This window comes from Enterobacter sp. ECC-175 (assembly GCF_043968675.1).
In the GTDB taxonomy this organism is placed as follows: domain Bacteria; phylum Pseudomonadota; class Gammaproteobacteria; order Enterobacterales; family Enterobacteriaceae; genus Enterobacter.
The window spans coordinates 2,501,996-2,523,281 of record NZ_CP143776.1 but is presented as its reverse complement, the minus strand read 5'-3'; the positions used below and the strand labels follow the sequence as shown (position 1 = coordinate 2,523,281).

The following is a 21,286-nucleotide window of genomic DNA, read 5'->3' as shown; positions in this document are numbered from 1 at the left end:
TTTGCCATAATACGCACTGCTTTTTTCCCCTTGTAAGAGACCCTGATGTCCGATAACGCTCAACTTACCGGTCTGTGCGACCGTTTTCGTGGTTTTTATCCCGTTGTTATTGATGTAGAAACAGCCGGATTTAACGCTAAAACCGATGCGCTGCTTGAGATTGCCGCCATCACGCTGAAGATGGATGAACAGGGCTGGCTTACACCGGACACCACGATGCATTTTCACGTAGAACCTTTTGAAGGCGCAAACCTGCAGCCGGAAGCGCTGGCGTTTAACGGTATCGATCCGAAAAACCCGCTTCGCGGCGCGGTGAGCGAATATGACGCGCTTCACGCCATCTTCAAAATGGTGCGTAAGGGCATGAAGGACAACGACTGTAGCCGCGCCATCATGGTGGCCCACAATGCGACCTTCGACCACAGCTTTACGATGGCCGCCGCCGAGCGCGCGTCCCTGAAACGTAACCCCTTCCATCCGTTTGTGACCTTCGATACCGCCGCGCTCAGCGGGCTGGCGCTGGGACAGACGGTCCTGTCCAAGGCCTGCATTACGGCGGGCATCGAGTTTGACGGCACGCAGGCGCACTCGGCGCTCTACGACACCGAGCGCACCGCCGAGCTGTTCTGTGAGATAGTCAATCGCTGGAAGCGCCTGGGCGGCTGGCCGCTGCCGATGGGCGACAGCGAGGAATAAAAAAAAAGCGACCTTTTCAGGTCGCTTTTTTATTTGAGCAGAAAATTATTCTGCGTCCGGCTCTTCGGTTTTGTACTTAGCCGCGGTCTCTTTGATCAGCTGCTGCAGTTCGCCACGCTGATACATTTCAATCAGGATGTCGCAGCCGCCAACCAGCTCGCCGTCAACCCACAGCTGCGGGAACGTCGGCCAGTTTGCGTATTTTGGCAGCTCGGCGCGGATATCCGGGTTTTGCAGGATATCAACATAAGCAAAACGCTCGCCACAGGCAGAGAGCGCCTGAACCGCTTGTGCAGAGAAACCGCAGCTTGGCAGCTTCGGAGAACCTTTCATGTACAGGAGAATCGGGTTTTCAGCGATCTGGCGCTGAATTTTTTCAATAGTGGTGCTCATATCTTGCTTCCTTAAACTTCTGTTACGGCAATCGTCTGACATTGTAGCGGTTCAGGCAGACATCGGAAAATAACATTTTAGTCACGTTATATATTTTAACGCGTGCGGCTATAAGTTGCATTGGAAATGTAGCTTAACCCTATTCCCTATAAGGTTTTGCTTAGGGAGTGACCAATAGTGCGACAGAACGGTGAATTTTTTTGCACTTGCTAACGAAACACATTTTTAGATTGAAAAATGCTATTAACTTATCTGCTTTATATAGATTAGAATCGACAGGTTTTGTAAATCACACGCGGGTATTATAGAAAGCCTGCATTTACCAGGGGACTGCCCAGTGGCGCGGATAAATAAAATCTCGATCACGCTCTGTGCTTTACTGTTTACCACTCTTTCTCTCACGCCAGCGGCGAACGCATCTCAGCAGGCGCGGCATTCTGTCGTACAAAAAACGCATCTGGCGAAAAGCACCGAACGTAAGAAAAAAACCAGCAGCAAAACGGCAAAGAAAAAAAACAGCACGCAAACAAAGCAAACCGCATCCAGCAAGACCAGCGTCAAATCCTCCCGAACAGCCCAATCAAGCAAGCTTAAAGCGCAAAAAACCGCCGCCAACCTCACCACGGAAAAATGTACCGTCCGTAAAGGGCGTAAAACAAAATGCGTTAAATCCGCGAAGCTGGCCGACATACACAAGGTTCGCATGCAGAAAGCGCAAAAAACGGCGATGAATAAGCTGATGGGGCAAATCGGCAAACCGTACCGCTGGGGGGGGACCTCTCCGCGCACCGGCTTTGACTGCAGCGGCCTGGTCTATTATGCCTATAAAGATTTGGTGAAGTTCCGCATTCCGCGCACGGCGAATGAAATGTACCACCTGCGCGACGCATCTCCGGTTAACCGCGGCGAACTGGAAAACGGCGATCTGGTCTTCTTCCGCACCCAGGGACGCGGCACGGCTGACCACGTTGGCGTCTACGTCGGCAACGGTAAGTTTATTCAGTCACCGCGCAGCGGGCGCGACATTCAGATTACCTCGCTTAGCGAAGAGTATTGGGTCCGCCACTACGTCGGCGCACGCCGCGTTATGACGCCGAAAACGATCCGCTAAACCCTGCCCTGCCGCTCCGGCGGCAGGGTAAGTTCCTCTTTTGCATACCCTTTCAATTTGCTACTCTATCCCTGTTGTCTGTAAGGCTATTGGCAACGTAAATACAATAAGGAGAGTAGCAATGTCGTTCGAATTACCTGCACTACCATATGCAAAAGACGCCCTGGCCCCGCACATTTCCGCGGAGACCCTGGAATACCACTACGGCAAACACCACCAGACCTACGTCACCAACCTGAATAACCTGATTAAGGGCACCGACTTTGAAGGCAAAACGCTGGAAGAGATCGTGCGCAGCTCAGAAGGCGGTATTTTCAATAACGCCGCGCAGGTATGGAACCACACCTTCTACTGGCACTGCCTGGCACCGAACGCAGGCGGAGAACCGACCGGCGAGCTGGCGAGCGCTATCAATGCGTCATTTGGCAGCTTCGCAGAGTTCAAAGCGAAGTTTACCGATGCCGCAGTGAAAAACTTCGGTTCCGGATGGACCTGGCTGGTAAAAGAGGCGGATGGCAAGCTGGCTATCGTATCGACTTCGAACGCCGGTACGCCGCTGACCACCAGCGCAGCGCCGCTGATGACCGTGGACGTGTGGGAGCACGCGTACTATATCGATTACCGTAACGCCCGTCCGAACTACCTGGAGCACTTCTGGGCGCTGGTAAACTGGGAATTTGTCGCGAAGAACTTCGCCGCATAAGTCACACGCAGAAGGGACCGCCCTTCTGCGTTTTTATTTAATCTACGGCGCAGGCCGTTTCCGGCTGTTTACGACCGGACATCAGCACCAGCAGCAGCCCCAGGGCCGCGATGATAGCGCCCATCACCGGCACAAAGCCGTATCCCAGACCACCTGAAATCACCGCCCCTCCCGCTGCGGCACCTAGCGCATTCCCCAGGTTAAACGCCCCGATATTCACCGAAGACGACAGCCCCGGCGCCTCGTGCGCAACGCGCATCACGCGCATCTGCAGCGGCGGAACGACCGCAAAGGTCGCGGCTCCCCAAACGACCATTGCCACGGCGGCACCCGCCTGGCTTTGCGCAAGCCACGGTATGGCCACCATGATGGCAATCAGCAGAGTTAAAAAACCCTTCAGGGTTCCGCTGACCGAACGGTCGGCAAGCCTGCCGCCGAGATAGTTGCCGATGGAAAAGCCCACGCCGATCAGCACCAGCATAGCCGTGACAAACGCCGGCGTCGCACGGGTGATATCGTGCAGGACGGGGGCAATATAGGTGTAAAGCGTGAACATGGCGCCCGCGCCCAGCACCGTGGTGAGCAGCGCGGAAAGCACCTGCGGGCGCGCTAGTACCGACAGCTCTTTGCGCACCTCTGGCCGCTCGCCCGCACCGCCCTTCGGCAGCGAGAAGAACAGCGCCACCATGGCGACCACGCCCAGTCCGGCCGTCGCTAAGAAGGACATCCGCCAGCCAATCGCCTCACCGAGCCATGTCGCAGCCGGTACGCCGCCAATGTTCGCAATCGTCAGCCCCATAAACATGGTGGCGACCGCGCTGGCCTGCTTGTGCTTAGGCACAACGCTTGCGGCTACAACGGAGCCCAGGCCGAAGAACGCGCCGTGGTTAAGGCTCGTCAGAATACGCGACAGCATCAGCGTGGTGTAATCGGGTGCAATCGCCGACAGCACGTTGCCGAGAGTGAAGATAGCCATCAGGAAAATCAGCGCGTTGCGGCGCCCGCGATGGGAAAGCAGCAGCGTCATCAGCGGAGCCCCGACCATCACGCCGATCGCGTAGGCGCTAATCAGCATCCCCGCCGCCGGGATCGAGACGTCCACGCCCCGGGCGATAACGGGTAAGAGCCCCATCGGGGAGAATTCAGTGGTGCCGATCCCAAACGCGCCAATGGCGAGGGCCAGCAGGGGAAAATTGATTTTCATGCGCTTACTCCGAATGCCGCGTCATAGCACGACACAGAACAAAGAAGTCAAAAGCATGACATCAATCACAAAAAATGAGAAGTTAACAATTTAGCAAAAGATTTTTGCCACAGAAGTAACAATCTAGAGACGAGCAGGAGGGAGAGGACTCTCCCCCCGTCAAAATCAGTGCAGTGCAGCCGTCAGCCCGCCGGCAACAATCAGCGCCAGCACAATAACGGTGGTCATCAGCGAAAACTTAAGATCGGAACTCATCAATTTTTCTCCTTTTAATCCCCACACGGAAAGTGAGCTTGCTCATTTTTGCACAGTTTGCGTCAAAAATCTTCCCGGATTTATAACGATAACCACTTTTGCTCTTCCCCTTTTCCTCAAGATAGGACAAAATTCCACGCTAAATTTATTAGCGTACCGGCCATTGACCCCCTCCTGACGTCCTGTGTCGTTTTCCCGGCGTGTCGCAATTCAACATTGCGTAATAAGGGTGAGAGAAGGCAAACGTTTACCTCCCCATTTTTCAGGATATTAGGATAGGGTCTGGAGTGACATTTAATGGCAACAATTAAAGACGTAGCAAAACGCGCAAACGTTTCCACTACAACCGTATCACATGTTATTAACAAAACCCGCTTCGTGGCGGAAGAGACGCGCAACGCCGTCTGGGCCGCGATCAAAGAACTGCACTACTCACCGAGTGCGGTTGCGCGCAGCCTGAAGGTTAATCACACCAAGTCTATCGGCCTGTTGGCGACCAGCAGCGAAGCGGCCTACTTTGCCGAAATTATTGAAGCCGTTGAGAAAAACTGCTTCCAGAAAGGCTATACCCTGATTCTGGGCAACGCGTGGAACAACATTGAAAAACAGCGCGCCTATCTGTCGATGATGGCGCAAAAGCGCGTAGATGGCCTGCTGGTCATGTGCTCCGAGTACCCGGAGTCCGTTCTCTCCATGCTGGAAGAGTATCGCCATATTCCGATGGTGGTCATGGACTGGGGCGAAGCGCGTGCCGATTTCACCGACTCGGTTATCGATAACGCCTTTGAAGGCGGCTATATGGCAGGGCGCTATTTGATCGAGCGCGGCCACCGCGATATCGGCGTCATCCCGGGCCCGCTGGAGCGCAACACCGGCGCGGGACGCCTGGCCGGGTTCATGAAAGCCATGGAAGAAGCGCTGATTAACGTGCCGGAAAACTGGATAGTTCAGGGCGACTTTGAGCCGGAATCCGGCTACCGCGCGATGCAGCAGATCGTCTCCCAGCAGCACCGTCCTACCGCCGTCTTCTGCGGCGGCGACATCATGGCGATGGGCGCGCTCTGTGCGGCAGACGAGCTCGGCCTGCGCGTGCCGCAGGACATTTCGGTGATCGGGTATGACAACGTGCGCAACGCGCGCTTCTTCACCCCGGCGCTGACGACCATTCACCAGCCGAAAGACTCGCTGGGCGAAACGGCGTTTAACATGCTGATGGACAGGATCGTCAGCAAGCGCGAAGAGTCGCAGTCCATTGAGGTTCACCCTCGCCTGATTGAGCGCCGCTCCGTTGCGGACGGTCCTTTCCGCGACTACCGCCGTTAATTCTCTTCGGGGCCAGCTACGCTGGCTCCCTCAGCCACTCCCTGTTCAGCGTTTCGCTATCTCCCAGATACTCCAGCAGCCAGGCCATGGCGGGCGAGACGTCATTTTGCTGCCAGGTCAGGCAGCACGCCGCGTCAGGAAAGGGATTTTCCAGCGCCAGGGCAACCCACTCTCCGGCGTCAATTCGCGGACGCGCAAAGTGGACGGGCACCATGCCCACGCACAGCCCCGCGCTCAGGCAGGTTGCTGAAGAGTCCCAGTCGGGCGCCACCACGCGCCGCTGGTTGTCCAGCAGCCAGGTAATACGCTTGGGCAGCGATCGCGACGTATCTTCCAGCACCAGCGACGGCCAGTTGCGCAACGCGTCATCGCTCAGCGGTCCTTCCATCGCCGCCAGCGGATGATGGCGCGCGACCACGCAGATCCAGCTCAGCATGCCCATGTCCCGAAAGGCGTAGCGCCCGCCCACGGGGATTGCCTGGGTCGCGCCGATAGCCATCTCTACCCTGCCGTCCGCCAGCGCGTCCCATACGCCGTTGAACACCTCCTGCGATACCCTAAGCTCGACGTCCGAGAAGTGACGGTAGAAATCGACGATCATCTGCCGCGTGCGCTCCGGCCTGACGATGTTATCTACGGCGATGGAGAGATGCCCGCGCCAGCCGTTGGCAATCTGCTGGCACTGTTCGCGGGTGATCTGCATTTTTTTGATAACAGAACGCCCTTCTTTCAAAAACCACGCCCCAGCTGGCGTCAGTTCCACATCCCGATGCCGTCGCTCAAAGAGCGGAACGGCGAGCCACTCCTCCAGCTGCCGAACCGTATAGCTTATCGCCGAGGGGACGCGATGCAGCTCCTGTGCGGCACCGCTAAAGCTGCCGTTGCGCGCAACGGCATCAATCACTTCAAGAGAATAATCTGACCACATTTTCTGCCTGCAAAATTTTTGATTGCAACAGCCAAATATTAGCGTTTCACAAGCTGCTTTGCACTCCCTACACTCTTCGCCACCGTATACCTGCCTCCTTGAGGAGAAAAAAGAGTGCAACCCAGGAAAGGATTTTTAGTCTGGCTCGGCGGCCTGAGCGTGCTGGGCTTTTTAGCGACCGACATGTATTTGCCCGCGTTTGCCGCCATGCAGGAAGATCTGCAAACGCCTGCTGCCGCCATCAGCGCGAGCCTGAGCCTGTTCCTGGCAGGCTTTGCCTTCGCACAGCTGCTGTGGGGGCCCCTCTCCGACCGCTTTGGCCGCAAGCCGGTTCTGCTGCTCGGCCTGGCCATTTTCGCCGTCGGCTGTTTGGGCATGCTGTGGGTGCGCGATGCCGCCTGGCTGCTGGTGCTTCGCTTCATTCAGGCGGTGGGCGTTTGCGCCGCGGCGGTGACCTGGCAGGCGCTGGTGACCGATTACTATCCAGCGTCGCGCACGAACCGAATTTTTGCCACCATCATGCCGCTGGTTGGCCTTTCGCCTGCCCTGGCCCCGCTGCTGGGCAGCTGGATCCTGGCGCATTTTGACTGGCAGGCGATTTTTGCCACGCTGTTTGCGATTACGCTGGTACTGATGCTGCCCGCCTTCGCGCTTAAGCCCGCGCATAAAAAAATAGAGCACGCTGACGCGAAGCCGATCACCTTCATCTCCCTGCTGAAGGCCAAAGCTTACCGCGGCAACGTACTGATCTACGCCGCCTGCTCCGCAAGCTTCTTTGCCTGGCTGACCGGCTCGCCGTTTATTCTGCACGATATGGGCTATAGCCCAGCGGCGATTGGCCTAAGCTATGTCCCACAGACCATCGCTTTCCTGGTCGGCGGCTACGGCTGTCGCGCCGCGCTGCAAAAATGGGAAGGCCAGCAGATGCTGCCGTGGCTGCTGGTGCTGTACGCCCTTAGCGTCGTTGGAACCTGGGCAGTAGGCTTTATCCCCGGGGCGGGGCTGGCAGAAATTTTGATTCCGTTCTGCGTTATGGCGGTCGCTAACGGCGCCATTTACCCTATCGTGGTGGCCCAGGCATTGCGCCCGTTCCCTCATGCTACGGGTCGCGCAGCCGCATTGCAAAACACCCTGCAGCTGGGCCTGTGCTTCCTGGCAAGCCTCGTGGTCTCCGCGCTGATTGCTACGCCGCTGCTGACCACCACCAGCGTGATGCTGGCAACGGTTCTTCTGGCTGGCGTGGGCTACCGGATGCAATCTTCAGCGCAAACCGTTCAGGATGAGCGCAGCGAAGCTGAGCGTTCGCATGCCTAGTCGCGGCCGTAATTATGTTAAGCATCAGTGATTAGGTTGCTAAGAATTTTATATTGAATCAGCCATTTTTGAGGCCTATACTAAATTTGGTTCAATAAACACGATAAATATTAAGCGTTAACGGGAGCCGGAGTGCTCCCGTTTTACCATGGAAGGCTTTTCGGCAAGGGCTATCTCCCTTCCTCTGTTCTACGTCGGATACTAGCCTCGCGGGATTAACCGTGAGATTTCTCACAAACCATAAAAAGCGTCTACGCTGTTTGAAGGTTCTGATCACAGCAAGGTGATGGAGAAGCTATGAGTTCATCGTGTATAGAAGAAGTCAGCGTTCCGGACGATAACTGGTCCCGGATCGTCAGTGAACTGTTGGGTCGAGCCGGCATTACGATTAACGGACCGTCTCCTGCGGACCCACAGGTCAAACATCCCGATTTTTTTAAACGCGTGCTGCAGGAAGGGTCTCTTGGCCTGGGCGAAAGCTATATGGACGGCTGGTGGGAGTGCGAGCGCCTGGACGTGTTCTTCACCAGCGTGCTGCGCGCGGGGCTGGAAAAACAGCTTCCGCATCATCTCAAAGACACGCTGCGCATCGCATCTGCGCGCTTGTTCAACCTGCAAAGCAAGAAGCGCGCGTGGATCGTTGGCAAAGAGCATTACGATCTCGGCAACGATCTGTTTAGCCGCATGCTGGACCCGCTGATGCAATACTCCTGCGGCTACTGGAAAAAGGCCACCACCCTGGAAGAGGCCCAACAGGATAAGCTCCGTTTGATCAGCGAAAAACTGCAGCTCCAGCCCGGCATGCGCGTGCTGGATATCGGCTGCGGCTGGGGCGGGCTTGCCTGGTTTATGGCGAAACACTATGGCGTGAGCGTTGTAGGCGTGACCATCTCTGCTGAACAGCGGAAAATGGCGCAGGAACGGTGCCAGGATCTGGACGTGGATATTCGCCTTCAGGACTATCGCGACCTTAACGAGCAGTTCGATCGCATTGTTTCCGTCGGGATGTTCGAGCATGTAGGGCCGAAAAATTATGATACCTATTTCACCGTTGCCGACCGTAACCTCAAGCCGGACGGCATCTTCCTGCTCCACACCATCGGCTCAAAGCGGACCGACAATAACGTCGATCCGTGGATCAATAAGTACATATTCCCGAACGGCTGTTTGCCGTCGGTCCGCCATATTGCGAACGCCAGCGAGCCGCATTTCATTGTCGAAGACTGGCATAATTTCGGTGCGGATTATGACACCACGCTGATGGCCTGGTACGCACGCTTCCTGGCCGCGTGGCCGGACATTGCCGACAACTATTCCGAACGCTTTAAACGGATGTTCACCTATTATCTGAACGCCTGCGCGGGTGCTTTCCGCGCGCGCGATATTCAGCTCTGGCAGGTGGTGTTTAGCCGCGGAATTGAGAACGGGCTTCGCGTCGCGCGATAAAAAAATAACCCCGGCTCGCCGGGGTTATTTTTATTCGTCTTCTGCCGCTTTTATTATCGCCGCCTCTTTTGCGGCCAGCACGCGCTCAACGGTATCAACCACCGCCTGGGTTTGCGGATCGATTTCAATATTTACCCGATGGCCCAGTTTTTTCGCGCCCAGCGTCGTGCGCTGCAGCGTTTCGGGGATCAGATGTACGCAAAAACGCGTTGGCGTCACTTCACCGACCGTCAGGCTAATCCCATCAATGCCAATAAATCCTTTATACAGGATGTATTTCATGAGCGCCGGGTCCTGCACTTTAAACCAGATTTGGCGGTTATTTTCTGAGGTCACAATCTTCGCTACCTCAGCGGTAGTCATAATATGGCCGGACATCAAATGCCCGCCAATCTCATCGCTGAATTTCGCCGCGCGCTCAACGTTGACAACGTCACCCACCGCCAGCTCGCCGAGGTTGGTGATGCGCAGCGTCTCTTTCATTAAATCGAAGCTAATCTGATTGCCGTTTATTTCGGTCACCGTCAGGCAACAGCCGTTATGCGCAATCGAGGCACCGGTTTCAATGCCGTCCAGCATATATTCCGGAAGCTCGACCACGTGGGTACGAAAATTAGGTTTTTCATCAATAGACACCACTTTCGCAGTGCCCTGCACAATACCAGTAAACATGCCTACAGCTCCTGTTCATTTCTTACGGTGGCGACACCGTTTAATCTCACCACAATAACAGTTGGAAAAAGAGGTTGCCAGCGAAGCGCATTTTCTGGCGATTTTTTCACTAGATAATTAGTTAAACCCCGCTACAATAGCTGGCATCTCCCTTCATTTTCTTCTTGCTGCCAGTTTCGGCGGCTTTTTTGTCTCTCAAATAACAACAATACAAAGGTGTTCACGTGCAGAAGTACATGATTGAAGCGCGTCAATTATTGGCACTGGCGATACCCGTGATCGTCGCGCAGGTCGCTCAGACCGCAATGGGATTTGTGGATACGGTGATGGCGGGTGGCTATAGCGCCACTGATATGGCCGCCGTCGCGATTGGTACCTCTATCTGGCTGCCAGCGATCCTGTTCGGTCACGGCCTGCTGCTGGCCCTTACCCCGGTCATCGCGCAGCTTAACGGTTCTGGCCGTCGCGATCGCATCGCCCATCAGGTTCGCCAGGGCTTTTGGCTCGCGGGTTTTGTGTCGATTCTGATCATGGTCGTGCTGTGGAACGCGGGCCACATCATCCGCGCGATGCACAACATCGATCCTGCCCTGGCCGACAAAGCCGTCGGCTATCTTCGCGCGCTGCTCTGGGGCGCCCCGGGCTACCTCTTTTTCCAGGTCGCGCGTAACCAGTGCGAGGGGCTGGCGAAAACCAAGCCGGGCATGGTGATGGGCTTTATCGGCCTGCTGGTCAACATTCCGGTAAACTACGTCTTTATCTATGGCCACTTCGGCATGCCGGAGCTGGGCGGCGTAGGCTGTGGCGTGGCAACGGCAGCGGTTTACTGGGTGATGTTCTTCAGCATGATTACGTTCGTGAAGCGCGCGCGATCAATGCGCGATATTCGCAACGCGACGAGATTCAGCACGCCGGACTGGAACGTGATGACGCGGCTCATCCAGCTCGGCCTGCCCATTGCGCTGGCGCTGTTTTTTGAAGTAACGCTGTTTGCCGTGGTGGCACTGCTCGTCTCCCCGCTGGGGATTATTGACGTGGCCGGACACCAGATTGCACTCAACTTCAGCTCGCTGATGTTCGTTCTGCCGATGTCGCTGGCCGCCGCGGTGACGATCCGGGTGGGCTTCCGCCTGGGACAGGGCTCCACGCTGGATGCGCAAACCGCCGCGCGGACCGGGCTGGGCGTCGGGGTGTGCATGGCCGTCTGCACGGCGCTATTTACCGTTACGCTACGCGAGCAAATCGCCCTGCTCTACAACGACAATCCGCAGGTGGTATTGCTTGCGTCTCACCTGATGCTGCTGGCGGCGGTCTACCAGATATCGGACTCTATCCAGGTCATCGGCAGCGGCGTGCTGCGCGGGTATAAAGATACGCGCTCCATCTTCTTTATCACCTTCATCGCCTACTGGGTGCTCGGCCTGCCGACGGGCTACGTGCTGGCGCTGACCGATCTGGTGGTGGACCGCATGGGGCCGGCCGGATTCTGGATGGGCTTTATCATCGGCCTGACCTCGGCGGCCATCATGATGATGCTGCGGATGCGCTTCCTGCAGCGTCAGCCGTCCACGGTGATTTTGCAGCGCGCTGCGCGTTAATCAGGCGGTAGCCGTCTGCTGGCGGCTACTTTCTCTACACTTTGCGCGGTAATGAAGCAATCGCGTGAAATCAGAGAGAAAATTGCATTTTCCCTCTTGCCTCAGCCGGGCTGTGCCGCTAATATTCGTCCCCGTTGTCGCCGACAACACGTTGCGTTCATAGCTCAGTTGGTTAGAGCACCACCTTGACATGGTGGGGGTCGTTGGTTCGAGTCCAATTGAACGCACCATTTTGCGTCTGTAGCTCAGTTGGTTAGAGCACCACCTTGACATGGTGGGGGTCGATGGTTCGAGTCCATTCAGACGCACCATTCTATTTCTTCTCTGTATTCCTTCCTATTTTCAATACGAAAATTCATTAAAACAACCACGCGTCTTGCGATTTCTGCTTATACATTCATTAATCACTCAAGCCGTGAGCTTTCGATCTCCAGCGTAAAAAAGGAATTTCTATGCTTATTCGCCCCACCACTCCCTCCGATTCAGAACCCTTACTCGCGATGTTAGAAGCGAGCGGACAGTTCGATCGTGAAGGGCTCTTGCATGTGCAGGACACGCTTGATACCTACTTTTCTGGTAAATCGGATGAAATATGGTTTAGCGCAGACCAGCAAGGTCTGGTGGGTGTTGCCTATTGCGCCCCCGAAGTGATGACCAACAGCGTCTGGAACTTACTGATGCTATGGATCTGCCCTTCCCGCCAGCGCCAGGGCATCGGACAGGCCCTGATCGACGAGGTTGAAAAGGAATTGAGAAATAAGCAGGCAAGGCTGCTGCTGGTTGAGACCTCCAGCCTTGACGATTTTAGCGCGGCCCGCGCGTTTTACGGTAAGCAAGGTTTTATCAATGAGGCGAGAATACGTCACTACTATGCTCCTAATGAAGATAAAGTGATCTTCACAAAAGCGCTGCAGGCGTAAGATAAACCTCAACAGGATAATAAGCGCCAGCAGACTGGCGCTCACCGTTCGCGTCGGTCCTCTCATTAATATCCGAATTCTCCCCGCATTCCAAACCCTGAAGCCGTCACCTGCTACGCTTATCGTATGGAAAAAAATGCAGGGAGACTGTCGATGAAGAAAATCGCCATTATCGGCTCCGGCCCGACCGGGATTTACACCTTTTATTCCCTTCTGAAAACTAAAATCCCTCTGGCCGTTTCCGTTTTTGAACAGGCTGACGAAGCCGGCGTGGGCATGCCCTACAGCGATGATGAAAACGCGCGCTTTATGCTGGCCAATATTGCCAGTATTGAAATACCCCCACTGTTCATCACGTACCTTGACTGGCTCAGGCGCCAGGACCAAGCCCATCTCGCGCGCTTCAAGGTCGATAAAGCCAGCCTGCACGATCGCCAGTTTTTGCCGCGGCTGCTGCTGGGAGAATACTTTCGCGACGGCTTTTTAACCCTTGTTAAAGAAGCCAAAACGCAGGGGTTTGAGGTCAATGTCCATGAATCCGCTCGGGTCACCGACATTGACGCGGCGCCAGAAGGCGTAATGCTCTCGGTCAACGGTAAGCCGCATCCTGCGCGGTTTGACCGGGTTGTCGTCGCCACGGGGCACGTCTGGCCGGATGAAGATGAAGCCACGCGCAGCTTCTTTCCAAGCCCCTGGTCCGGGCTGATGGACGCGCGCATCCCCGCCTGCCGCGTCGGCATTATGGGCACCTCCCTGAGCGGGCTGGATGCCGCGATGGCGGTGGTGATGCAGCACGGTCATTTCGCTGACCAACAGTTTATTCTTGATAAAGGCAGCGAAGCGTTACGTATCGTCCTGATGTCCCGAACGGGAATTCTGCCTGAGGCGGATTTTTACTGTCCTATCCCCTATGAGCCGCTCTCGATTTTGACTGAATCTGCCGTCGAGTCTGAAATCGCCAAAGGCGCAGACGGGCTCCTCGATCGCGTTTTTGCACTGATGGTGAAAGAGCTGGAGCTGGCCGACCCCGAGTGGTGTCAGGCGATCTCGCTGCACGACCTGAATGCGGACAACCTGCTGGAGGCCTGGTACGAGGATCGCAAACGGCACGGCCCGTTTACCTGGGCAGAAGAGAACCTGAAAGAGGTCGAGCGCAACAAGCGCGAGCGGCGCACGGTGGCGTGGCGCTACGCCGTGCTTCGGCTGCACGACGTGGTATCAGAGATTGTCCCTGCGCTGAACGAGCGCGACAGGGCGCGGTTCCAGGCGGGGCTGGCGCGCGTGTTTATTGATAACTATGCAGCGATCCCACCGCAGTCTATTCGCCGACTGCTGGCGCTACGCGAGGCGGGCATCGTGAGCGTCGCCGCCCTGGGGGACGACTATGATATGGACATCGGCAGCGGTCAAACGGTAATCACCCATCACGGCCACACCATGCGCTTCGACGTTTTTATCGACGCCCGCGGGCAGAAGCCGCTTAAAACGAAAGATCTGCCTTTCCCCACGCTGCGCAAACAGCTGATGGAAACGGGCGATGACATACCGGACGTCAGCGCAGACTATACGTTGAGAAGCCCCGAATCGATTCGTGGACGCATTGCATTTGGTGCCATTCCGTGGCTCATGCACGACCACCCCTTCGTACAGGGGATCATCGAATGCGCGGAGATAGGGGACGCTATCGCGAAAGGAGTGCATCAGCCTGCTGCTGGGGCACGCAGAAAGCTGTCGTGGGTGGAGGGCTGACGGGCTTCCCTGCCCTCGGCGTGCGTTACTCGAAGAACACGCCAGGATTTTCAGACAGGGAGATAAAGGTTTTTGTCTCTTTGTCCAGCGCGCGAATCTCGCCGCTTTCAATGTCGTATACCCAGCCGTGCAGGCGGATGGCGTTGTTGCGAAGGCCTACCGCAACGGACGGGTGAGTTTTAATGTTGCTCAGCTGGGCAAATACGTTTTCCTGCACCATCGCGTTCACTTTGTCGATCGGCTTCTCCCACGCTTTCTTCTCAACGACCGCTTTCGCCGCGTCGGCGTAGCGCAGCCAGTGGGAGACGGCGGGCATCGGGCCCAGGTCAGCGTCGTCAGCGATCGCTTTCATCGCGCCGCAGTTAGAGTGGCCGCAGATGACGATATCGGTCACGCCCAGCGCCACAACGGCGTATTCAATCGTTGCGGAAACGCCGCCCGGCTCAGGCCCGAAAGGCGGCACGATGTTGCCAGCATTGCGAATGACAAAGAGCTGTCCTGGCTCCTGCTGCGTCACCAGCTCTGGAACCAGGCGGCTGTCGGAGCAGGAAATAAACAACGCTTTGGGATTCTGGCTGGACGCCAGGCTGCGGAAGAGCTCTTTACGTTGCGGGAAAATCTCTTTTTGAAAGCTGAGAAAACCTTCAATGATATGTTGCATAGCAATATCTCTTTTATCTGTTTTAGTTTAGACATGATCGAGATCACGCTCTTAAAGTTTACCCACCACGCTTTACTTCATACAAGCAATATATTTCTGGCCCGACCGGCGCACGATCTCGCTAGCCTCCGCGAGGATATTCTGACCTTCAAACGCGCCGTAGAGACGCGCGTACGCTCTGCCCTCAAGCCGCGCCGTCACCTGCTCCACCGTGCGCGCGGGCAGCGGGAGCATGTTCGGATAGCTCCACATAAACGAGACGGCATCCTTCCCCGGCGTCACCTGCAGAATATCGCCCGCCAGCAGCACGCCCTCGCCCTTCTGCCAGTGAAGCACCGTTCCGCCCGCGAAATGGCCCCCGAGCCGCAGCAGCGTTACCGCAGGCAGGATATCCAGCGCATTGCCCTCCCAGAAGCGGATCGCCGGGCTTTCGCGCATCACCCACTCGCGATCGCTGGCGTGGAGATAAACGGGAGCATCGAACGCGTCTGCCCAGTCCTGCAGCGTGGTGTAATAGTGCGGATGCGAAATGGCGATAGCGCTGATGCCGCCCAGCGCCGCGATCAGCATTTTGGTTGCCGCATCCAGGTTGGCGATGCAGTCCCACAGCACGTTGCCGTTCGGGGTGCGTAAAAGCAGCGCGCGCTGGTTGATGGCAAACGCGGGCACGGTTTTGAGGCTAAACAAATCTGGCTCAAGCTGTTGCCATTTGTTGGCGTGGGTCGCGGTTACGGTTTCAAAATCGGTCCACGCCTGACCGGTGGCCGGAACGTACTGGCGTTCATCCTCGCAAATGGGGCAGCGGTCAGGCTGATGGTCGTAGGAGGCCCCGCAGGTTTTACACAGAATAATCATCGGCTTTCCTCAGCGCTAAATCACTGAGTATGGCAGGGATTATCCTTATGTGCTGCGAGGTACATTGTCTCCGTTTTTTCCCCTATACTGTGCCGGTATCAAAAACTGAATATAGCGGGTGTACTATGGAAATTGATCTCGATAACCTGGTCTTTAGCGGCCTGGACGAAGCAGAAGAGCGTAACGCGGAACGTCTGGAAGACGCGGACAAGAAAGCTCAGGCGGTTATCGCCGACGACGACTGCGGCGATGCCTGCAAAATCTAAAGAAAAAGCACCGGTTACCGGTGCTTTTTTTTCGTCTCACCTCTGCTGGCTTTAAATTTCAGGCGTCTTTTGGAACCCAGACAGCATCAGAATCAGGCCTTCTGGAGATGAGGCCGGCTCGAACTGATAATGATTCCCCTGGCGATCGCCGCCGATATACCATGAGATTTCCGTTTTCCCCTGCGCCAGCGCCTTGCGCACGGCCTTATCGACATCAACCATCCGGTATTCACGCTTGTGGTTGAGGTACAGCACGGCATCGGATTTATAGCTACAGGCCGGACGGGCATTCCAGCTCACGCTGGCCGGGTCCCAGTCGCTGCTGGCCGGATAGAAGAAGATCTGATCGGCACCGTCCGTTTCCACTTTCCCACCGTAGATGCGCACGCGATATTTGAACAGGGACGGATCCTGTCCTGCCGGCAGCGCGGGGATCTTAAACTTCACCAGCGACAGGGTTTCACCGTTTTTCGTGCGCCCGCCGTTTTGCCAGTTATCCTCCACCAGCAGACTCTGCGCGTTCGCGTGAGAGGCGTCTGGTTCCCGGCTGCTTAGCCAGACGTTCGCCTTCGCTTTTTCATAGCCGTAAGGCACGGTGGTGCCGCAGTCCAGTCCGCGGTTCATGCACAGGTCGGTCATAAACCGGGCCGCATCCTCCGTCCAGCCGTTCATAAAGTCGGCGTGCGCCGTATACAGGCTGCCCCAGCGCTCCTCGCGTTCGTCGCCGTGCATCAGCGGATCGAGCGAAAGCTGGGCTTTGCCGGTATCCAGCGACGATATCATCGGCAGCACGTAGGCAACGTTCATATTCACGGTCGGGATTTTCACCGGAAATGCGTCCGGACATACGCCTTTAACGTCGTAGGTAGCGTTGGCGAGGCCGTGAGCTGGCTTGAGGTTAACGCCGTCCCAGCAGTTCGGGAACTGAATGCCGATATTAAACTGCACCGCGTCTTTTGCTTTACGCAGCCCGCATACCTCCCCCACTTTGGAGGTGTAGCCTTTGCCGTTCGCGCACAAAAACGTGATATGCGGGTTTGGCGCCGTCCCGTGGTGATCCCCCGCCAGCAGCGCCAGCCCGGCCGGGAAAGGCGTTAGCGGCGCGGTATCCACGTGGGACGCCTGATAGTAGGTTTTCTGATAGGCCGGTTTTACCACCGTGCCGTCGGGCAGGCGCAGCGACGGCGCCCAGTAGGCGGAGCTGTCGGCTTTGTTGTCGCAGGTGGTGCGTTCAAGCCTGCGCAGGCTTTCCCGGGTGGAATCGGCATCGGTATGGGCATTGCCAAAGAAGTCGTGCAGCATGGCATGGTTGGGCATGCCATACATCATGATGGCGTCATCGCCGAGGGTATGGGAGTAGCCGCACACCACGTGGGCCTGCGGCGCGGCGTGTGCCGCCTGCATAGCAAACAGTAAAACCGGGCACGCGAGCGCGGTAGTTAGCATGGTCCGTTTCATCATTTTCTCCATGATATGAAAGGACACATTGGTAACAAAAGCGCATCAACTCTCCGAGTCGTTCATTGCCTCATTTTCCGTTTAAAAAGACTTTACACCGACGGCAGACCACTCGTTCCAGCCAGCGCAGGATAAGCAAGTGGCCGCAGGGCCTACCCGGCCAGCGCTTTCACCACCGTTTCCATCGCCTGGGTGGTGAGTTCGCTGCGTTTAATCCGCTGGTTTGCCAGCGCGGTCCGCACCACGCCCGCAATCACGATATGCTTTGGCTCCTGGCCTAAATCGCGCATCTCCAGCACCACCTTGCCAACGACCCGGCACATCTCCTGATACAGCGCTTCGTCTTTCGTTACATTGCCCATTGCCATCGCTCCATTGCCCGAAAAACTCAGCTTAATTCATTCGCTGGCGGTATACAAAAAAGAAGCCCGACGAGAGTCTCACCGGGCTTCATCTTGTAAATCAGCTAATTAATTATTTACCGGGATCACCGCGCCTTTATATTTGGTGCGGATCCAGTCCTGAATCTCTTTCGAGTGCAGGACGTTTACCAGCGCGACGATATCTTTTTTCTTCTCGTCACCGCGGTGCACGGTAATGATGTTGGCGTACGGGTTGTTTTCACCGCTCTCGACCGCAATCGGGTCGTGAACCGGGTCCAGACCGGCGTCAATCGCGTAGTTGGCGTTAATCACCACCGCCGCGCCTTCGTCGTTGTTATACATCTGCGGCAGCAGGGAGGCCTCGACGTTAGGCGTAAACTGCAGCTTTTTCGGGTTCTCGACGATGTCGCTGATGCGCGCGGTCACTTTGTCGATGCCCGGCTTCAGCGTGATCACACCCTCTTTCTCGAAGATGGAGAGGATACGCCCCTCTTCGGACACCGCGTCGCGCATGATGATTTTTCCGCCTTCCGGCAGATCCTTCAGCGACTTGTATTTTTTCGAGTAGATGCCGATTGGCTCAATGTGGATCGCGCCCGCGCTGACGAAATCGTAATCCTTATCGCCCGCGTGATCCTTCAGCACGCTGTTCAGGTAGGGAATGTGCTGGAAATAGTTGGCGTCGATGTCGCGGCCCGCCAGCGCGGTGTTCGGCAGGATGTAGTCCTGGAACGGCTTGATCTCCAGGTCGATCCCCTGCTTCGCCAGAATCGGCTTCGCCTGCTCGAGAATTTCCGCGTGCGGCGTGTTGGACGCCCCCACGGTCAGGGTGTCGGCCCAGGCGGCAAAGCTCAGGGCGCTCAGGGTTGCGGCGGCGATCAGCGTCAGCGTTTTTTTCATGATGATGGTTCCCGTGTGTTATTAGAGATTATCTTTTGTCTAACAGTGAAGTAATGACATCGCCGCAGAACTGGATAATGAAAACAATGATCAAAATGGTCACCGTTGCCACCAGCGTGACGTCACCGTGGTTGCGCTGGAATCCTTCCAGATAAGCCAGATTTCCCAACCCGCCGGCGCCAATCACCCCCGCCATGGCGCTGTAGCTGACCAGCGCAATGAGCGTCACAGTAATACCTGAAACCAGTGCAGGTGATGATTCCGGCAGTAAAACCCGAAATACGAGCGTGCTCAGCCGCGCGCCCATTGAGCGCGTGGCCTCGATAACCCCTTTGTCGACTTCGCGCAGGGCGATCTCGACCAGGCGAGCGTAGAACGGCGCCGCACCGACAATCAGCGCCGGCAGCGCCGCGTTTGCGCCAAGAATGGTCCCGACGATAGTCTTAGTGAACGGGATCAGCAGGACGATCAGGATAATGAACGGGATGGAGCGGAACACGTTCACCACGATCGACATCACGCTGTAGACCGTGCGGTTCTGGAACAGACCGCCGCGGGCGGTTAAAAACAGCGCCAGCCCCAGCACGATGCCGAGCACAAAGGTCGCCACGCCGGAAAGCGCGGTCATGTAAAGCGTCTCCTGGGTAGCCGACCACAGCTGGTCCCACTTCAGGTGCGGAAAAAGATTCTCAGCCATGCTTAATTACCTCGCCGTCAATATCGCTTTGCTTCAGGTCGGCGAGGATATTGTTCAGTTGCTCATCTGATGCCACGACGTGGACCCAAAGCTGTCCGAAAACGCCGTGGGCGGTTTGCGTCATTTTTCCGTGCAGGATGTTAAACGGCAGGCCGTAGCGCAGCGTAAGCTCCCCTACGATCGGCCGGTGCGTGCTGTGCCCGGTAAACGTCAGCCTGATCACCGCGCCTTCCAGGTCGTTTGCCAGCTCCGTGTTAAACGTTTCCTCTTCGGCGTACTGGCTAACCTGGCGGACAAACTGCTGCGTGATCGGCTGCTGCGGATGGGTAAAGACGCGCAGCACGTCGCCCTCTTCCACGACTTTTCCGTTCTCCATCACCGCCACGCGGTCGCAGATTTTGCGCACCACGTGCATTTCGTGGGTAATCAAAACGATGGTCAGCTGAAAGCGACGGTTAACGTCCAGCAGCAGATCGAGGATCTGATCGGTGGTTTGCGGGTCAAGCGCAGAGGTCGCTTCATCGCAGAGCAGCACGTCCGGGCTGTTGGCCAGCGCGCGCGCAATGCCCACGCGCTGCTTTTGCCCGCCGCTCAGCTGCGACGGATAGGCATTTTCGCGCCCCTTCAGGCCGACCAGATCCACCAGCTCGGCCACCCGCGCCTTAATTTTCGCTTTAGGTACGCCCGCGATTTGCATCGAAAAGGCGATGTTCTCGTTCACCGTGCGCGACCACAGCAGGTTGAAGTGCTGGAACACCATGCTGATTTTAAGACGCGCCTGACGCAGCGCCTCGCCCTTCGCGGCCGAGATGTTGTGCCCGTTAATGGTCACGCTACCAGTGCTTGGTTTCTCCAGGCCGTTCAGCAGCCGGATGAGGGTGCTTTTCCCCGCCCCGCTGTAGCCAATAATTCCGTAAATCTGTCCCTGCTCAACCGTTAAATTCACGTTGTCGACAGCGGTCAGCGCGACTTTGCCGTTGTCAAAAACCTTCGAAATATTCCTGAGTTCAATCATTCTTATTAATATCCGTAGTACATATAGCGGTTTAGCAGTATGGATGTCCAAACGATACTAGTCAGGCTATCAGCGGATTTAAATGAACAAAAAGGCATGTCTTATAGCGCCCGGGAATAAGAAGCGAATTCTGCGGCGAGAAGCCAATAGAATAATTTCGGCAATGATTATCCGACCTCGACGTTTGCGCAACTCGCACGGGGGAGCATACCGGGTATGAATATTCCTACAGCGGTAGCCCACGCGCCTGTTCCGCTGGAGCAACGTCTTGCTAGCGGCATCGTGCCTGAGCCAATCCGTCTCTCTGTGGGCATTGAGGATAGCCGCGACCTGATTGCCGAGCTTCTTCAAGCGCTGGATTAATGAGCAAAACGCGGCGGGTCATTCTTACGCCGCGATAAGATTTCAATCTACCTTAACGCCTTGATAACAATATTGTGAGGTTCTGCACAGATTGTTTTTGAAACGCTGTTTCCATTTTCCTTTTATCTCGAAATCGGCGTATAATGCGCGCCTTATCCCTGGTGAATGGTTTCAGCGCTTGGACTATAAAAAACAACGTACACACTCTGCTCTCTCTCCTTGGGCTGAAACTCAGGCACACTTTCTTCTGCACGCTCATTTGATGTCACCTATCCTTACTGCGTGCCATAGTCAATTTTGCAACACAGGTTTGGCTCTGCGGCGGTGCGCCCCCGGAGCGATATTTCCATATCCTTCCCAACTTAAAGACTAAGAC

General features: G+C 56.2%; 22 protein-coding genes, 2 tRNA genes and 1 pseudogene. 13 read left to right on the top strand and 12 right to left on the bottom strand.

Annotated elements, in window-relative coordinates:
- The first annotated feature begins 45 nt into the window (after positions 1 to 45).
- A complete protein-coding gene (gene rnt / locus V1599_RS11965) occupies positions 46 to 696 on the top strand; it encodes a ribonuclease T (protein ID WP_297117560.1) in 651 nt (216 codons plus the stop codon).
- A gap of 45 nt (positions 697 to 741) precedes the next feature.
- Here the strand turns inward: rnt and grxD are convergent, their stop codons facing one another.
- Positions 742 to 1,089, bottom strand: coding sequence for a monothiol glutaredoxin 4 (grxD, locus tag V1599_RS11960; protein ID WP_003832760.1), 348 nt, complete (start codon positions 1,087 to 1,089; stop codon positions 742 to 744).
- 337 nt (positions 1,090 to 1,426) lie between these two features.
- Here grxD and V1599_RS11955 point away from each other — a divergent pair, with 337 nt between their 5' ends.
- Positions 1,427 to 2,200 (top strand): C40 family peptidase, encoded by a 774-nt coding sequence (locus tag V1599_RS11955; protein WP_395300092.1) that lies wholly within the window; start codon positions 1,427 to 1,429, stop codon positions 2,198 to 2,200.
- A 121-nt stretch (positions 2,201 to 2,321) separates the two neighbouring features.
- Positions 2,322 to 2,903 carry a superoxide dismutase [Fe] gene (gene sodB, locus V1599_RS11950; RefSeq protein ID WP_297117569.1) on the top strand — a complete coding sequence of 194 codons (582 nt, stop codon included), beginning with the start codon at positions 2,322 to 2,324 and terminating at the stop codon, positions 2,901 to 2,903.
- A 37-nt stretch (positions 2,904 to 2,940) separates the two neighbouring features.
- On the opposite strand, the gene V1599_RS11945 is transcribed toward sodB, so the two are convergent.
- A complete protein-coding gene (locus tag V1599_RS11945; protein WP_112009516.1) occupies positions 2,941 to 4,107 on the bottom strand; it encodes an MFS transporter in 1,167 nt (388 codons plus the stop codon).
- Positions 4,108 to 4,272: 165 nt separating this feature from the next.
- Positions 4,273 to 4,362, bottom strand: a complete 90-nt coding sequence (locus V1599_RS11940; RefSeq protein ID WP_112009515.1) for a YnhF family membrane protein — start codon at positions 4,360 to 4,362, stop codon at positions 4,273 to 4,275.
- A gap of 297 nt (positions 4,363 to 4,659) precedes the next feature.
- Between V1599_RS11940 and purR the strand changes: the two genes are divergently transcribed.
- Positions 4,660 to 5,685 (top strand): HTH-type transcriptional repressor PurR, encoded by a 1,026-nt coding sequence (purR, locus tag V1599_RS11935; RefSeq protein ID WP_112009514.1) that lies wholly within the window; start codon positions 4,660 to 4,662, stop codon positions 5,683 to 5,685.
- Between the two features lie 16 nt (positions 5,686 to 5,701).
- Here purR and punR read toward each other — a convergent pair whose 3' ends face one another.
- Positions 5,702 to 6,613, bottom strand: coding sequence for a DNA-binding transcriptional activator PunR (punR, locus tag V1599_RS11930; protein WP_112009513.1), 912 nt, complete (start codon positions 6,611 to 6,613; stop codon positions 5,702 to 5,704).
- A 114-nt stretch (positions 6,614 to 6,727) separates the two neighbouring features.
- Here punR and punC point away from each other — a divergent pair, with 114 nt between their 5' ends.
- A complete protein-coding gene (gene punC / locus V1599_RS11925) occupies positions 6,728 to 7,927 on the top strand; it encodes a purine nucleoside transporter PunC (RefSeq protein WP_112009512.1) in 1,200 nt (399 codons plus the stop codon).
- A 297-nt stretch (positions 7,928 to 8,224) separates the two neighbouring features.
- Positions 8,225 to 9,373 (top strand): cyclopropane fatty acyl phospholipid synthase, encoded by a 1,149-nt coding sequence (cfa, locus tag V1599_RS11920; protein WP_395300091.1) that lies wholly within the window; start codon positions 8,225 to 8,227, stop codon positions 9,371 to 9,373.
- A gap of 30 nt (positions 9,374 to 9,403) precedes the next feature.
- Here cfa and V1599_RS11915 read toward each other — a convergent pair whose 3' ends face one another.
- Positions 9,404 to 10,045 carry a riboflavin synthase subunit alpha gene (locus tag V1599_RS11915; protein WP_112009510.1) on the bottom strand — a complete coding sequence of 214 codons (642 nt, stop codon included), beginning with the start codon at positions 10,043 to 10,045 and terminating at the stop codon, positions 9,404 to 9,406.
- 224 nt (positions 10,046 to 10,269) lie between these two features.
- On the opposite strand from V1599_RS11915, the gene mdtK reads away from it, so the two are divergent.
- From mdtK to V1599_RS11890, 5 genes are all read left to right on the top strand, one after another.
- Positions 10,270 to 11,643 carry an MdtK family multidrug efflux MATE transporter gene (gene mdtK, locus V1599_RS11910; protein WP_297117590.1) on the top strand — a complete coding sequence of 458 codons (1,374 nt, stop codon included), beginning with the start codon at positions 10,270 to 10,272 and terminating at the stop codon, positions 11,641 to 11,643.
- 153 nt (positions 11,644 to 11,796) lie between these two features.
- Positions 11,797 to 11,873, top strand: a tRNA-Val gene (locus V1599_RS11905).
- Between the two features lie 4 nt (positions 11,874 to 11,877).
- Positions 11,878 to 11,954, top strand: a tRNA-Val gene (locus V1599_RS11900).
- Between the two features lie 141 nt (positions 11,955 to 12,095).
- Positions 12,096 to 12,563 carry a GNAT family N-acetyltransferase gene (locus V1599_RS11895; RefSeq protein WP_112009508.1) on the top strand — a complete coding sequence of 156 codons (468 nt, stop codon included), beginning with the start codon at positions 12,096 to 12,098 and terminating at the stop codon, positions 12,561 to 12,563.
- A gap of 153 nt (positions 12,564 to 12,716) precedes the next feature.
- Positions 12,717 to 14,312, top strand: a complete 1,596-nt coding sequence (locus tag V1599_RS11890; RefSeq protein WP_395300090.1) for an FAD-NAD(P)-binding protein — start codon at positions 12,717 to 12,719, stop codon at positions 14,310 to 14,312.
- 25 nt (positions 14,313 to 14,337) lie between these two features.
- Here the strand turns inward: V1599_RS11890 and V1599_RS11885 are convergent, their stop codons facing one another.
- Entirely contained in the window at positions 14,338 to 14,973 is a 636-nt protein-coding gene (locus V1599_RS11885; protein WP_112009506.1) for a carbonic anhydrase, read from the bottom strand.
- A gap of 72 nt (positions 14,974 to 15,045) precedes the next feature.
- On the bottom strand, positions 15,046 to 15,828 hold the full coding sequence (locus tag V1599_RS11880) for an MBL fold metallo-hydrolase (RefSeq protein ID WP_395300089.1): 783 nt from the start codon (positions 15,826 to 15,828) through the stop codon (positions 15,046 to 15,048).
- Between the two features lie 125 nt (positions 15,829 to 15,953).
- Between V1599_RS11880 and V1599_RS11875 the strand changes: the two genes are divergently transcribed.
- On the top strand, positions 15,954 to 16,094 hold the full coding sequence (locus V1599_RS11875; protein ID WP_112009504.1) for a hypothetical protein: 141 nt from the start codon (positions 15,954 to 15,956) through the stop codon (positions 16,092 to 16,094).
- A 51-nt stretch (positions 16,095 to 16,145) separates the two neighbouring features.
- Here the strand turns inward: V1599_RS11875 and V1599_RS11870 are convergent, their stop codons facing one another.
- The 5 genes from V1599_RS11870 to V1599_RS11850 all read right to left on the bottom strand — a co-directional run bounded on the left by V1599_RS11870 (position 16,146) and on the right by V1599_RS11850 (position 20,547).
- Positions 16,146 to 17,552 carry a DUF1996 domain-containing protein gene (locus V1599_RS11870; protein WP_395300088.1) on the bottom strand — a complete coding sequence of 469 codons (1,407 nt, stop codon included), beginning with the start codon at positions 17,550 to 17,552 and terminating at the stop codon, positions 16,146 to 16,148.
- A 152-nt stretch (positions 17,553 to 17,704) separates the two neighbouring features.
- A complete protein-coding gene (fumD, locus tag V1599_RS11865) occupies positions 17,705 to 17,914 on the bottom strand; it encodes a fumarate hydratase FumD (RefSeq protein ID WP_112009502.1) in 210 nt (69 codons plus the stop codon).
- A 108-nt stretch (positions 17,915 to 18,022) separates the two neighbouring features.
- Positions 18,023 to 18,835 (bottom strand): MetQ/NlpA family ABC transporter substrate-binding protein, encoded by an 813-nt coding sequence (locus V1599_RS11860; RefSeq protein ID WP_112009501.1) that lies wholly within the window; start codon positions 18,833 to 18,835, stop codon positions 18,023 to 18,025.
- Positions 18,836 to 18,863: 28 nt separating this feature from the next.
- Positions 18,864 to 19,532, bottom strand: coding sequence for a methionine ABC transporter permease (locus V1599_RS11855; protein ID WP_112009500.1), 669 nt, complete (start codon positions 19,530 to 19,532; stop codon positions 18,864 to 18,866).
- Positions 19,525 to 20,547 carry a methionine ABC transporter ATP-binding protein gene (locus V1599_RS11850; RefSeq protein WP_395300087.1) on the bottom strand — a complete coding sequence of 341 codons (1,023 nt, stop codon included), beginning with the start codon at positions 20,545 to 20,547 and terminating at the stop codon, positions 19,525 to 19,527. The genes V1599_RS11855 and V1599_RS11850 overlap by 8 nt, the downstream gene beginning before the upstream one ends.
- Before the next feature lie 225 nt (positions 20,548 to 20,772).
- Between V1599_RS11850 and V1599_RS11845 the strand changes: the two are divergent.
- A pseudogene (locus tag V1599_RS11845) lies at positions 20,773 to 20,910 on the top strand (PLP-dependent transferase); the annotation flags it as partial.
- Positions 20,911 to 21,286 lie beyond the last annotated feature (376 nt).

Bases quoted from the DNA above. Each gene is read 5' to 3' on its own strand.
- rnt (WP_297117560.1), top strand. From the start codon at position 46: ATGTCCGATAACGCTCAACTTACCGGTCTGTGCGACCGTTTTCGTGGT.
- grxD (WP_003832760.1), bottom strand. From the start codon at position 1,089: ATGAGCACCACTATTGAAAAAATTCAGCGCCAGATCGCTGAAAACCCG.
- sodB (WP_297117569.1), top strand. From the start codon at position 2,322: ATGTCGTTCGAATTACCTGCACTACCATATGCAAAAGACGCCCTGGCC.
- V1599_RS11945 (WP_112009516.1), bottom strand. From the start codon at position 4,107: ATGAAAATCAATTTTCCCCTGCTGGCCCTCGCCATTGGCGCGTTTGGG.
- V1599_RS11940 (WP_112009515.1), bottom strand. From the start codon at position 4,362: ATGAGTTCCGATCTTAAGTTTTCGCTGATGACCACCGTTATTGTGCTG.
- purR (WP_112009514.1), top strand. From the start codon at position 4,660: ATGGCAACAATTAAAGACGTAGCAAAACGCGCAAACGTTTCCACTACA.
- punR (WP_112009513.1), bottom strand. From the start codon at position 6,613: ATGTGGTCAGATTATTCTCTTGAAGTGATTGATGCCGTTGCGCGCAAC.
- cfa (WP_395300091.1), top strand. From the start codon at position 8,225: ATGAGTTCATCGTGTATAGAAGAAGTCAGCGTTCCGGACGATAACTGG.
- V1599_RS11915 (WP_112009510.1), bottom strand. From the start codon at position 10,045: ATGTTTACTGGTATTGTGCAGGGCACTGCGAAAGTGGTGTCTATTGAT.
- V1599_RS11895 (WP_112009508.1), top strand. From the start codon at position 12,096: ATGCTTATTCGCCCCACCACTCCCTCCGATTCAGAACCCTTACTCGCG.
- V1599_RS11890 (WP_395300090.1), top strand. From the start codon at position 12,717: ATGAAGAAAATCGCCATTATCGGCTCCGGCCCGACCGGGATTTACACC.
- V1599_RS11885 (WP_112009506.1), bottom strand. From the start codon at position 14,973: ATGCAACATATCATTGAAGGTTTTCTCAGCTTTCAAAAAGAGATTTTC.
- V1599_RS11880 (WP_395300089.1), bottom strand. From the start codon at position 15,828: ATGATTATTCTGTGTAAAACCTGCGGGGCCTCCTACGACCATCAGCCT.
- V1599_RS11875 (WP_112009504.1), top strand. From the start codon at position 15,954: ATGGAAATTGATCTCGATAACCTGGTCTTTAGCGGCCTGGACGAAGCA.
- V1599_RS11870 (WP_395300088.1), bottom strand. From the start codon at position 17,552: ATGAAACGGACCATGCTAACTACCGCGCTCGCGTGCCCGGTTTTACTG.
- fumD (WP_112009502.1), bottom strand. From the start codon at position 17,914: ATGGGCAATGTAACGAAAGACGAAGCGCTGTATCAGGAGATGTGCCGG.
- V1599_RS11860 (WP_112009501.1), bottom strand. From the start codon at position 18,835: ATGAAAAAAACGCTGACGCTGATCGCCGCCGCAACCCTGAGCGCCCTG.
- V1599_RS11855 (WP_112009500.1), bottom strand. From the start codon at position 19,532: ATGGCTGAGAATCTTTTTCCGCACCTGAAGTGGGACCAGCTGTGGTCG.
- V1599_RS11850 (WP_395300087.1), bottom strand. From the start codon at position 20,547: ATGATTGAACTCAGGAATATTTCGAAGGTTTTTGACAACGGCAAAGTC.